General features: G+C 58.6%; 13 protein-coding genes. 4 read left to right on the plus strand and 9 right to left on the minus strand.

Annotated features, from left to right (window positions below):
• Positions 1 to 163 precede the first annotated feature (163 nt).
• From BM062_RS24510 to BM062_RS24520, 3 genes are all read left to right on the plus strand, one after another.
• Complete coding sequence (locus BM062_RS24510; protein WP_014006000.1) at positions 164 to 772, plus strand: Crp/Fnr family transcriptional regulator; 609 nt, start codon at positions 164 to 166, stop codon at positions 770 to 772.
• Between the two features lie 261 nt (positions 773 to 1,033).
• Positions 1,034 to 1,207, plus strand: a complete 174-nt coding sequence (locus tag BM062_RS25755; protein ID WP_175501155.1) for a hypothetical protein — start codon at positions 1,034 to 1,036, stop codon at positions 1,205 to 1,207.
• 273 nt (positions 1,208 to 1,480) lie between these two features.
• Positions 1,481 to 2,458 carry an NAD(P)H-quinone oxidoreductase gene (locus BM062_RS24520; protein ID WP_092402259.1) on the plus strand — a complete coding sequence of 326 codons (978 nt, stop codon included), beginning with the start codon at positions 1,481 to 1,483 and terminating at the stop codon, positions 2,456 to 2,458.
• 69 nt (positions 2,459 to 2,527) lie between these two features.
• On the opposite strand, the gene oxlT (BM062_RS24525) is transcribed toward BM062_RS24520, so the two are convergent.
• From oxlT (BM062_RS24525) to BM062_RS24545, 5 genes are all read right to left on the minus strand, one after another.
• On the minus strand, positions 2,528 to 3,835 hold the full coding sequence (oxlT, locus tag BM062_RS24525) for an oxalate/formate MFS antiporter (protein ID WP_092402262.1): 1,308 nt from the start codon (positions 3,833 to 3,835) through the stop codon (positions 2,528 to 2,530).
• Positions 3,836 to 4,048: 213 nt separating this feature from the next.
• Entirely contained in the window at positions 4,049 to 5,056 is a 1,008-nt protein-coding gene (locus tag BM062_RS24530) for a 2-dehydropantoate 2-reductase (RefSeq protein WP_092402265.1), read from the minus strand.
• Between the two features lie 52 nt (positions 5,057 to 5,108).
• Positions 5,109 to 5,876 carry a fumarylacetoacetate hydrolase family protein gene (locus BM062_RS24535; RefSeq protein WP_092402268.1) on the minus strand — a complete coding sequence of 256 codons (768 nt, stop codon included), beginning with the start codon at positions 5,874 to 5,876 and terminating at the stop codon, positions 5,109 to 5,111.
• A 246-nt stretch (positions 5,877 to 6,122) separates the two neighbouring features.
• Complete coding sequence (gene oxlT, locus BM062_RS24540; protein WP_092402271.1) at positions 6,123 to 7,460, minus strand: oxalate/formate MFS antiporter; 1,338 nt, start codon at positions 7,458 to 7,460, stop codon at positions 6,123 to 6,125.
• 336 nt (positions 7,461 to 7,796) lie between these two features.
• A complete protein-coding gene (locus BM062_RS24545; protein WP_092402274.1) occupies positions 7,797 to 8,132 on the minus strand; it encodes an HAD family hydrolase in 336 nt (111 codons plus the stop codon).
• Positions 8,133 to 8,300: 168 nt separating this feature from the next.
• On the opposite strand from BM062_RS24545, the gene BM062_RS24550 reads away from it, so the two are divergent.
• Positions 8,301 to 9,230: a LysR family transcriptional regulator gene (locus tag BM062_RS24550; RefSeq protein ID WP_092402278.1), complete on the plus strand. Its 930-nt coding sequence runs from the start codon at positions 8,301 to 8,303 to the stop codon at positions 9,228 to 9,230.
• A gap of 10 nt (positions 9,231 to 9,240) precedes the next feature.
• Here BM062_RS24550 and BM062_RS24555 read toward each other — a convergent pair whose 3' ends face one another.
• The 4 genes from BM062_RS24555 to fdhF form a co-directional block, all read right to left on the minus strand.
• Positions 9,241 to 9,666, minus strand: coding sequence for a DUF2442 domain-containing protein (locus BM062_RS24555; RefSeq protein ID WP_092402281.1), 426 nt, complete (start codon positions 9,664 to 9,666; stop codon positions 9,241 to 9,243).
• Positions 9,650 to 9,901, minus strand: a complete 252-nt coding sequence (locus BM062_RS26305; protein WP_092402284.1) for a DUF4160 domain-containing protein — start codon at positions 9,899 to 9,901, stop codon at positions 9,650 to 9,652. The genes BM062_RS24555 and BM062_RS26305 overlap by 17 nt, the downstream gene beginning before the upstream one ends.
• A gap of 101 nt (positions 9,902 to 10,002) precedes the next feature.
• Positions 10,003 to 10,227, minus strand: a complete 225-nt coding sequence (locus BM062_RS24565; RefSeq protein WP_092402287.1) for a formate dehydrogenase subunit delta — start codon at positions 10,225 to 10,227, stop codon at positions 10,003 to 10,005.
• A gap of 22 nt (positions 10,228 to 10,249) precedes the next feature.
• Positions 10,250 to 12,371: formate dehydrogenase subunit alpha (fdhF, locus tag BM062_RS24570; protein WP_092402290.1), on the minus strand; the 2,122-nt coding region annotated here is incomplete at its 5' end.

A 12,371-nucleotide genomic window follows, 5' to 3' on the forward strand; every position in this document is an offset into this window, starting at 1 on the left:
CAGCCATTGCTCCTCCTGTTATCGGTTATCTGCCTCCGCAATACCGCTTGCATTGCTTTAGCTTGATGCCATCTTAGCCAGCTCATAGACAGGACAGCATTGACCTCGGTCAAGTTTTCACGCATCATCTTCACAGCTGTCGACCATCCCTTAAAACGCCTACATGACCCTCATAGAAAACCATCCAGAGAAAAACATCATTCGTGTTCAGCTCAGGCAAAATAATGTTTTAAAAGACTTGGACGAGAGCGAAATGCTCGAGTTGGAATCGCATCTGATCGTGGTGGATGGCGGTAAAGGAGAAATTCTGCTGCACCAGGGCATCCATGAGATGGAGCAATATTTCATCCTGGACGGCATCCTCAAGCGCGTGGTGACAAACCAGCAAGCCAAGGAAATGATCCTGCGCTTCGCCGACGAGCGCGACATGGAGACCAGCTACGCCGCGTGGCGCCTGAAGACGCCGACTCCGTACAGCATCGTGTGCGTATCCAAGGCGCGGGTTGCCAAACTGCCATTGCAGCAATGGGCGGCGTTCATGGACAAGCATCCGAAACTCAAGCAAGCCTTTGAATACGAAGTGATGCGCCTGATGAGCGAAATCATGGCGCACACCATCACCTTGCACTTGCTGGATGCGCCAGGCCGCGTGCACCGCTTCTTGCGCAAGCATCCTGACCTGTATGACCGCATGCCGAAAAAAGAACTTGCGACTTACTTGAATATTTCCCCGGAGACCCTGAGCAGGTTGAAACACCAGGGAAAAATCTAAGCAAATTTAAACAACAGACGGCATCGTGCATACTCTGTGTATACACGACGCCGCCGAAACGCTGAATCCAGCCTCCACAACCCTCAAACCTGGCCGCATCGACCGAATACTGTTGTATTCCTGGCAGATCCTCTTATATTGCAGCGCGAGATATTGACAGATGGCATACCTGTTATTGGATAATGTCATTAGAAAAGTCATTATTCAAAATATATAATGCAAAGCAGCATAAGAGATTCTTACTTTGACAGGAGCACTACCGTGACTACAGCAACCAACAGCTACACCCCGGCAAGCAGCACTGGTTTTTCCGCAAAAGTGGCAGGCATCGCCTATGCTGTAGCCGCGACTCTTCTGGCAGTCGACCTGCGCGAGTCCCTCGACGCAGCAACGACCGGCGACAAGACAGACGCCACCTACACCTGGGGCCTGTAATTCCCGGCGATGCGAGCTCACTCCGGTGACGCCTGCAGGTGTAGCAAAAAACAGCCGATCATCGATCGGCTGTTTTATTTTTGGCAGCCGATTCACAGCCCTCGGCAATCTTCCGGAACAGCGCTCCCGCGCCGCAACATAATATAGATATCCGGTCAGGTTATATCATCAAGGAAAGTCCAGGTCTAAATCGGGAAGATTGAGCCCGATCAATGCGCGGTCCTCGACATCTTCGTAGACTGATCCGGTTGCCAACTACCGGGATCGGATTCCATGCGCGCCATCAACATCACCGCCTTCGGCGGACCAGAAGTCTTGCAGGTCAGCGAACAGCCCGCGCCTACCTTCAAGCCCGGCGAACTGCTGATCAAAGTGCAAGCCGCCGGCGTCAATCGTCCAGACGTATTGCAGCGCGCCGGCCACTATCCCGTGCCGCCCGGCGCCTCCACACTACCCGGCCTGGAAATCGCGGGAGAAATTGTCGACGGCGATTTCAGCGATACCACCTGGCGCAAAGGCGACCTGGCGTGCGCGCTGGTCCAGGGCGGCGCCTACGCCGAATACTGTACGGCGCCGGCAGCGCTGTGCCTGCCGGTTCCTGCCGGCTGGAGCGTGCTGGAAGCGGCCTCGCTGCCGGAAACCTTTTTTACCGTATGGAGCAATGTATTTGACCGCTGCCGGCTGGCGCCGGGCGAAACCTTGCTGGTCCAGGGCGGCACTTCCGGCATCGGCGTCGCCGCGATCCAGATCGCTACCGCGCTGGGACACCGGGTATTCGCCACCGCCGGCTCAGACGAAAAATGCCGCGCCTGCGAAGTGCTGGGAGCGGAGCGCGGCATCAATTACCGCACGGAAGATTTTGTCGAGACAGTCAATAGCCTGACCCAAGGCAAAGGCGTGGATGTGATTCTCGACATGGTCGCGGGCGACTATATCCAGCGCGAGCTGAACTGCCTGGCCGACGACGGCAGGCTAGTGTTCATCGCCATGCTTGGCGGCGCCAAGGCAAACGTCCATTTCGGCCAGGTCCTGCTGCGCCGGCTGACGGTGACCGGATCAACCCTGCGGCCCAGGCCGGTAGCGTTCAAGGCCGCCATTGCCAGCCAGTTGCGCAGCCATGTCTGGCCGCTGCTGGAGAGCGGGAAAATCAAGCCGGTGATTTTCCAGACTTTCCCGCTCGAACAGGCTGCGCAGGCCCATGCGCTGATGGAAACCAATGCGCATATCGGCAAGATCATGCTTTCGCTGTGACAGATTGGCCGCAATAGGCAGAAATAGGCAGCCGCGGGACGACGCCAGGCGCCGCCCCGCGCACCAGGATCAAGTCGAACGTTTCACCGCAGCCGCTGCGTGCGGATCGAACGCTGAGGAATAGGCAGGAACTCCCTTGTCGACCCAGCGCTTGCGCATCGGCGCCAGCACGAATTTGGCGACCAGGCCGGCGCCGATGGTGATGATGGAGGCGGCAAGGAATACCCGGTTCCAGGCGCCGCCGGCGGACAGCACCGAAGTCAGCGGCACCAGCAAGGCCGCGGTGCCCTTCGCGGTGTAAAGCGTACCCGCATTGCCGGCGGCGAACTTGCTGCCGAAGGTGTCGGCGCAGATCGCCGGGAAGATGGAAAATATCTCGCCCCAGAACAGGAACACCAAGGCCGCAAACAGCATGAAGGCATACGGGTTATGGCCGTATTCCATCAACCCCAGCAAGGCCACGCCTTCACCGATGAAAACGATGAACATGGTGTTTTCACGGCCGATCTTGTCGGATATGAAGCCGCACAGCGGCCGTGTGAAGCCGTTGCAAAGATTGTCGATGGACAGCGTCATGGTGAGCAACGGCAAGGTCACACCCAGCAGCGTCATCGGCAGCTTGGCGATGCCGAAATCCTTGGCGATCGGCGCCAGCTGCGCGGTGGCCATCAGGCCGCCGGCGGCGACGGCGACGAACAGCACATAGATCAGCCAGAACACCGGCGTCTTGATCATCTGCCCGGCCGTGTAGTCGATTTTTGTCATGGTGATCTTTTTGGACGCCGCCACGCCCGCGGGCGGCACCGGCCTCACCATCATCAAGGCCAGCAGGAAAATGCATACGCCTTGCAGGATGCCGAAGAACAGGAACGCCCTTTCGTAGCCGGACGACTGGATCATGTTGGCGATCGGGATCACTGTCACCGCGGCACCGGCGCCGAAGCCGGCAGCGGTCAGGCCAGCCGCCAGGCCGCGCCGATCGGGGAACCATTTCAGCGCATTGCCGACGCAGGTGCCGTAGACGCAGCCGGCGCCTATGCCCGAGATGATCGCCGCCGCATACAGTTCGAACAGGTTGGTCGCCATCGAGTTGATGACCCATCCGGCGCCGGCAAACAGCGCGCCCATGGCGATCACCGGGCGCGGGCCGAATTTGTCGACCAGCCAGCCCTCGATCGGCACCAGCCAGGTTTCAGTCACGATGAAAATGGAAAACGATAGTTGAATTGCCGCCTGGCCCCAATGATGCTTGGCATCCATGGGATTGACGAATAATGTCCAGGCATATTGCAGATTGGCGACCAAGCCCATGCAGATGATGCCGATAATCAGTTGAATCCAACGATTAGGAGCTCGCTTGGCGTTACTGGTGTCCATGTATCTTGTCTCCTGATGATTTTAGGATGCTTATTTATTATGGGTGCTTGTTATTGAATACATATTATTCTGGTGCTACCGCAAATATCCCTGTGGCCGCAATATACGGAACTTGCGCCATGATTCATTTTGCGAGAATTTCCTGGCTTAATCCTTGACGACGGTTAAGATTGCCCACTTTGCCGCCGCGCCGGACCAGCCATGCGCCGCGCTTCAGGCGACGCGCTGCAGCTGCACCTGGCCGCGCTCTTCCTCGAAGGTCTTGGCCAGCAATTTCACCAAGGCGTAGACCGTATCGAGATGCGGCGTCGGCGTATGCGTCAGGCGCGCCAGTTCGATCACCGAACCTACCAGCGCATCGATTTCCAGCGCGCGCCCTGCTTCCACATCTTTCAGCATCGAGGTTTTATGCTTGCCGATTTTCTCGGCGCCGGCGATCCGCTTGTCGAGCGGTACGCGGAAGGCGATCCCGAGTTTGTGGGCGATGGCCTGGGCCTCGGTCATCAGCGCAGCAGCCAGTGCGCGCGACAATGGAAACTGGCAGATGTCGACCAGCGTCGAATGGGTCAGCGCGCTGATCGGATTGAAACTCAGGTTGCCCCACAGCTTGAGCCAGATTTCAGAACGGATGTCGTCCAGCACCGGCGCCTTGAAGCCGGCCTTCACGAAGCATTCTGAAATGCGCGTCACGCGTTCGCTGTGGGAACCGTCCAGCTCTCCCAAGGGAAAACGTTCGCCTTCAAAATGGCGCACCACGCCCGGCGCTATCAGCTCGGAGGCCGGATACACCACACAGCCGATGACCCGCGATGCCGGGATTTTTTCGCTGATCTCGCCGGTCGGGTCGACCGTTTTCAGAATGCTGCCTTCCAGCGCGCCGCCATTCTTGTGGAAGTACCAATAAGGAATGCCGTTCTGCATGGTGACGATCGCCGTCTCCGGCCCCAGCAAGTGATGCAGCTGGTCGGCGATGCTTTCCAGCTGGTGCGCCTTGAGCGCCAGGATCACCAGGTCCTGGCGCCCGGCCAGCCGGTAGTTGTCGGTGGCCTTGGCCCGGGCGATGTGTTCCGAGCCATCCTCCAGGATCAGCTTCATGCCGTTGCGGCTGATGGCGTCGAGGTTGGCGCCGCGCACGATAAACGTGACGTCTTCGCCGGCCAGCGACAGCTTGGCGCCGACATAGCCGCCAATGGCGCCGGCTCCTACAATTGCGATTTTCATGATTGCTCCGTACTAGTAATAAAAAACCTGGAGGCCCTGCTGCAGCTTGTGCCTACTCAAAACGGTTGCTGAGCTTGCCAATGCCTTCGATCTCGATTTCCACTGTGCTGCCCGGTTTCATCGAGCCGACCCCGACCGAGGTGCCGCACAAGATGATGTCGCCGGGATAAAGCGTCATGTCCTGGGAAATCAGGCTTACCAGCTGCGCCGCTGAAAACAGCATGTCGCTGACCGGGTAATCCTGCCGCACTTCGCCGTTCAAGATGGTCCTGACTGTCAGCGTTGCCGGATCCAGCCCGCTGGCCACCACCGGCCCGAACGGGCAGAAGGTGTCGCAGCCCTTGGCGCGCACCCACTGTGCAAACGACGGGTCGCGGTTCAGGATGTCGGCGACTGTGACGTCGTTGGCGCAGGTATAGCCAAAGATGTATTTGCCGGCCTCGGCTTCGGCGATCCGGCTGGCGGTCTTGCCGATCACGATGCCCAGCTCGCCCTCGAACACCACCTTGCCGCCGGCGGCCGGCTGGCGGATGGTTTCCTGCGGATCCAGGTAAGAATTCGGCGACTTGATCAGGTACAGCGGTTCGGCCGGCCGCGCCAGGTTCAGCTTGGCGCCGAGCGCGCCGAAGTTGTTCCACAGCGCCAGGATCTTGCTGGGCTGGGTCGGCATCAGCACCTTCACCTCGGCCAGGTCGACAAACAAGCCGGACGGCTTCGGCGCGGCGAACATGGCGCCCTCCCATATCTGGACCCGCTTGCCTTCCAGGGTGCCGAAGCGGATCGTGTTTTGGTATGTAAACCGTAGCCAGCGCTGTATCATTTTCAATCTTCCCCGACCTGTTAAGAATGTGACGGCATCGCCCCAGGACAGTAGGCAAGCCATGTAAATATTTGGCGCACACCTGCCCTGTCGCATCCGGTTGCGGATGCGGGCAAGCTGCTGCTATATGGATAAAATGGCGCGAGAGAATGACGCGAGAACCGGAGCGCTGATGCGGACTGCCTTATCCGTCCAGGTTCTTGAGGGGATCGCCCTCAAGAACCTTTGGACAAGATCCGATGATGGTCAGACCAGGCGGTCAGGAACGCGGCCTAGCGCTTTCAGTTCTGCTTCTTTCACTTCGTGTTCCGGAATCGATTCATCCATGATCGCCTTTCGCATCGGCTTCAATACAAACCACGCCAGCAAGGCAGCTACCGCATTCATCACGCTGCTGACGACAAACACCGCTTCCCAGCTGCCGGTGGCCGCGGTCAGCATGCTGGAAAATGGCACCAGCAGAGCCGCGGTGCCTTTGGCGGTATACAAGAGACCTGCGTTGGCCGCCGCATACTTGCTGCCGAACGTGTCGGCACAGGTAGACGGGAACAGGCTATAGATTTCGCCCCAGGCGAAGAACACCAGGCCGGTAAGGATCACGAACAGCAGCGGATCGGCGCCGAATTTATACAGCATCAGGATGCCGAACGATTCCAGCGCGAAGCAGATGAACATGGTCTGTTCGCGTCCGATCTGGTCCGACACCCAGCCGAAGAACGGCCGCGTCAGTCCGTTCAGGACGCGGTCGATAGCCAGTGCAAAAGTCAGCGCAGGCAAGACCAGGCCCATGATGTTGACCGGCACGTCCATGACCTTGAAATCCTTGGCGATCGGCCCCAGCTGCGCCGTCGCCATCAGGCCGCCGGCGGCGACCGTGACGAACATCAGGTACATGATCCAGAACACCGGCTGCCGCAGCACTTCGCTTGGCCGGTAGTCGCGTCGGCCCTGCTGCACCTTGATCTTCAAGGCTGCGCTGCCCTTCTTCAGGTAGCTCGGCGCCGCCTTCAGCCCCAGCGCGATCAGGAACACGATCACGCCTTGGCCGATGCCGAAGTAGAAGAATGCGGCTTCATAACCGCTGCTCTTGATCATGGCCGAAATCGGGATGATGGTGATCGCCGAGCCGGCGCCGAAGCCGGCCGCGGTAAGCCCCGCCGCCAGCCCTCGCCGGTCCGGAAACCATTTCAGCGCATTGCCGACGCAGGTGCCGTACACGGCGCCGGCGCCGACGCCGCTGATGGCGGCCGCGATGTACAGCATCGGCAAAGAAGATGCGTAGGAATTCAATACCCAGCCAAGGCCGCACAGGATGCCGCCCACCAGCACCACCGGACGCGGGCCCAGCTTGTCGACCAGGTAGCCTTCGATAGGCACCAGCCAGGTCTCGGTCAGCACGAACACGGTAAAGGCTATCTGGATCGCGGCCTTGCTCCAGCCGTACTTTTCAGAAATAGGATTGACAAACAAGGTCCAACCGTACTGCAGGTTGGCAATCATGGCCATGCAGATGATTCCCATCACAAGCTGCCACCATCGATGGGAATTCGATACCTTGCCCCCCAGGGCACTGTCTTGATTCATGTCTCCGTCTCCAAATTATGGTTGGTTTTCTACGTCGCCATGAACACTGCATTGTGCCTAGCATTGCGCATGGGCGACCATGAGTTCTATGTCCACCATGCATTCCTTATCCGTCCGCGTCGCCGTCTTTTGCAGCAATCGCGGAAAATGCATGGTCGCACTGATTGTGCGAGGACTTGTGCCGGCGATCCTTGACTGCGGTCAAGATTAGTAGTTTTCTGTTCCTAAAAAAAATACCGGGCAGGCCTGGAGCAAGTCGAATTCATTAATTCACATGCAACTTGGCGCTTGCGGCTGCTTTTGCGGCCCCGCGCCTGTATCGAAAACCGTGCTGCTTCAGACGCCGACTTCGGCCCGCTGCACTTCCGCCCAGTTGACGCTGAAGCCCGGCTGGCTGCCGGAGGCCTTGATGTTTTCCAGGCATTGCGCCCTGGCGCATTCGATCGCCTTGATCAGGAAATCGGCGTCGTAGGCATTCAGCAAATGACGCTGATGGGTTTCGATGTAGGTGCAGATCACGTTCTTTTCGCCGGCGCCTGCCAGCAGCGAACGGTAGATGTCGTAATCCCAGTGCCAGCTCAAGCCCAGCTCGTGGAAAGCGGCGTTGTAGGCATACAGCGATGTTTCTTCGGCAGGGTCAAAAAAGGTACGCTCGATGGTGATGCTGGCCATGATTCATTTCCTCCTAAATACACGTTTCAGTGATTGGAACTGCCTGACGGGTTCATCTGCATTTATCTCCAGACTTGAAGCCATGGTAGGGAAAATAAATCATTAGTCATAGTTAAAGTTTTTGTGCATAATCATTAGCACATACTTATAATATAAAAGGAGGCCGGAATGAAGAACGCTACGCTGCGGCAGCTGAAAACCTTCGAGACCGTGGCGCGCCATCTCAGCTACTCGCGGGCGGCTGAAGAACTGCACCTGACGCAGCCAGCCGTGTCGCTGCAGGTCAAGCAGCTTGAGGAGCATGCAGGCTTGCCCTTGTTCGAGCAATTGGGAAAGAAGATCTACCTGACCGCCGCGGGCGTGGAAATGCTGCGGCACGGGCGTTTGATCATCCAGCAGTTTCGTGAAGCCGAAGACGCCATGGCGCAGCTGAAAGGCGTGTCCGGCGGCAGGCTGAATGTCGCCGTGATCAGCGCCGGCGATTATTTTTTCCCGCGCCTGCTGGCAGAGTTCCAGCGCCGCCATGAAAACGTCAGCCTCAAGCTGACCGTGCATAACCGCGAGGAGCTGCTGCGCAACCTGCAGGATAACCAGACCGACCTGGCAATCATGGTCAGGCCGCCGGAAGACCCCGGCATGGTACGGCGCGCCTTCGCGCCCCACCCTTACGTCATCGTGGCCTCGCCCCAGCATCCGCTGGCGGGCAAGAAACGGATTCCGATGGCGCGCCTGATGCGCGAGCCGTTCATCGTGCGCGAAAGAGGCTCGGATACCTGGAATTCCATGCAGGAGAGTTTTGGCGACCACCTGGCGCAGCTCAATGTGGCCATGGAGATCAAGAGTTTCGAAACCATCAAGCAGGCGGTGATCGCCGGCATGGGCGTCAGTTTCCTGTCGGTCCACACCATCAGCCTGGAACTGCAGGTCGGCAACCTGGTGGTGCTCGACGTCCAGGGTTTTCCGGCGATGCTGAACTGGTACGTGGTGCACCGCCAGCACAAGCAGCTGCCGCCGGTGGCGATAGCTTTCGAGAATTTTCTGATGAGCGACGGCGCTCAGCTGATTGAAACGTTTACCCGTTTCAAATTGAAGCCCTAGGGACAGGCTCCTAGGCCGCCTTCAACTCTTTTGTTTTCCTGGGCCGTCCGCCCAGCTTGCCGTTTTCGCGTGCGGCCTTGGCTTTCGCCTCGGTGGATATCTTGCCGCCCATTTTGCCGATCTCGGACGCCATCCAGCGTTTTGATCCGAGAAAACCTTCAAGCAATGCAGGCAGGTACAAGTCCGCATCCAGGTGCGGAAAATGAATCCCCAGGCCGGAAGGCGTAATTTCGGCGTCGGCAAGCTCGGCCTGGTGCGCATGCTCCAGGCCTTGCACGTGCTTGGGAGAAAATGCCAGCTCCAGGCCGGAGGCAAGCACAATGACGATGCGCGCTGCGCGGCGATCATAATGCACCTCCACCGCTGCGGGGAATGTTTTCCTGGCAGCGGCGGCACGCTGGTTGGCCGCTTCAAAAGCCTTATCGGTAATGTCCATGTATCTGACTCCACTTGTCGCAAAGAGCAGCTGCACAAACGTTGAGTCCGCTCGCAATCTTGTTCAGCTCTCTCCGGGAAAATTCATAATTCTCTCGCAATTCGGCTGGTCCATCCGGGCAATGCAGGTTAAACACTGCCTCGCATCCGCGCCCGATAACATGAACGTGGGCTGGACGATGATCGTTTGGATAAATCGTTACACGCAGTCCGGAAATTGCCAGTACAGTGGGCATTATAGCAAAAACCCAAGCATGCTGGGTTATTTTTATTTATCAGAAACTCAACTTTACTCCTAGTTAATATAAGGAAAATCACAAAAAATCGCAGGCGCCTCTCATAGCACCGCTGCGCGATGGCTGCGCAGCGTCTCCAGCACAATATCCATCAGATCCGCGCCGTCGTGCTGGTCCACGTATTGCAACAGGGAACGCCGCATGCGCGGCTCCCAGAAGCGCTTGATGTGGCTGGCGATGTCGCTTTGCGCCTGCTCCCTGTCGGGCATGGTTTCAAAGAAACTGCCGATCTGGTTCGCCATTTTTATAAGATTGTCCGGATTCATTTTTTCCCCTTGCTGGATCGCTTCATTTGCTTACCGCATCCGCCAGCTGGCCAGCCTCGCCCGCCAGCAGCCCAAGCTGCTCGCGGTTGAAGCGGCTGTATTGCTGCTGCCATTCGGACGGCTGCGCCACCGGCATCACCTGGACTGCCGTGACCTTGTACTCCGGACAATTGGTAGCCCAGTCGGAATTATCGGTAGTGATCACATTCGCGCCCGATTCCGGAAAGTGGAAGGTGGTGTACACCACGCCAGGCTGCACCCGCTCCGTCACCGTCGCCCGCAATACCGTCTGCCCTGCACGCGACTCAATGCCGACCCAGTCGTCTTCGCGTATGCCGCGGTCCTCGGCGTCGTGCGGATGGATTTCCAGCCGGTCTTCGCCGTGCCACTGCACATTCTCGGTACGCCGGGTCTGGGCGCCGACGTTGTATTGCGACAGGATGCGTCCGGTGGTCAGGATCAGCGGATATTTTTGCGTGACTTTTTCATCGGTGGCGATGTATTGGGTATTGATGAACTTGCCCTTGCCGCGTACGAACTCGTCAATGTGCATGATCGGCGTGCCATCCGGCGCCGCGTCATTGCATGGCCATTGGATGCTGCCAAGCTTTTCCAGCTTGGCGTAGCTGACGCCATGGAAGGTCGGCGTCAGCGCCGCGATTTCATCCATGATTTCGGACGGGTGCTTGTACGGCATTTCATAGCCCAGCGCCTTGGCCAGGGCGATCGTGACTTCCCAGTCCGACAAGCCAGCCTTTGCAGGCATCACCTTGCGCACGCGCGAAATGCGCCGTTCGGCATTGGTGAACGTACCGTCCTTTTCCAGGAACGACGATCCCGGCAGGAAGACATGCGCATATTTGGCTGTCTCGTTGAGGAAAATGTCTTGCACCACGATGCATTCCATGTTCGACAGCGCCGCCGTTACATGCTGGGTATTCGGATCAGACTGCACGATGTCCTCGCCTTCGCAATACAGTCCCATGAAACTGCCGTCCATGGCGGCGTCGAACATGTTTGGGATACGTAACCCCGGTTCCGGGCTCAGGGTGACACCCCAGGCTTGTTCGAATTCGCTGCGGGCGGTGCTGTCCGAGATATGGCGGTAGCCTGGCAACTCATGCGGGAAGGAACCCATGTCGCAAGCGCCCTGCACATTGTTCTGGCCGCGCAGCGGATTGACGCCGACGCCTTCGCGGCCGACGTTGCCGGTGACCATGGCCAGGTTGGCGATGCCGATCACGGTGGTCGAACCCTGTGCATGCTCGGTGACGCCCAGGCCGTAGTAGATCGCGCCGTTGCCTGCAGTGGCGAACAGCCGCGCGGCGCCGCGCATCTCTGCCGCCGGTATGCCGGTGACGGTTTCCATCGCTTCCGGCGAATTGTCCGGGCGCAGCACGAAGGCCTTCCAGTCGGCATACGATTGCCGGTCGCAGCGCTCGGCGATGAAATCGGCTTGCTCCAGGCCTTCCGAAAGGATCACATGAGCCAAGGCTGTGACTACCGCGACATTGGTGCCGGGACGCAGCTTGAGGTGGTAATCGGCTTCAACGTGGGGCGACTTCACCATTTCAGTGGTGCGCGGATCGACCACGATCAACTTGGCGCCCTGGCGCAGGCGGCGTTTCATCTGAGAGGCAAACACCGGATGGCCGGAAGCCGGATTAGCGCCGATGATCATGATCACATCCGACTGCATGACCGAATCGAAGGTCTGGGTGCCGGCCGATTCGCCCAGCGTCTGCTTCAAGCCGTAGCCGGTCGGCGAATGGCAGACGCGGGCGCAGGTATCGACGTTGTTGTTGCCGAACGCAGCGCGCACCAGCTTCTGCACCAGGTAGGTTTCTTCATTGGTGCAACGGGAGGAAGTGATGCCGCCTATCGAATCCTTGCCATGCTTGGCCTGGATCCGGCGGAATTCGCCGGCGGCGTACGTCAACGCTTCATCCCACGACACTTCGCGCCACGGATCGGTGATCTTGCTGCGTATCATCGGCTTGGTGATGCGGTCCTTGTGGGTCGCGTAACCCCAGGCAAAACGTCCCTTGACGCAGGAATGGCCATGGTTGGCCTGGCCATCCTTGTGCGGCACCATGCGCACCACTTCGTTGCCCTTCATCTCAGCCTTGAACGAGCAGCCGACG

The organism is Collimonas sp. OK412 (assembly GCF_900112135.1).
GTDB classification, from domain to species: Bacteria; Pseudomonadota; Gammaproteobacteria; order Burkholderiales; family Burkholderiaceae_D; genus Collimonas; species Collimonas rhizosphaerae.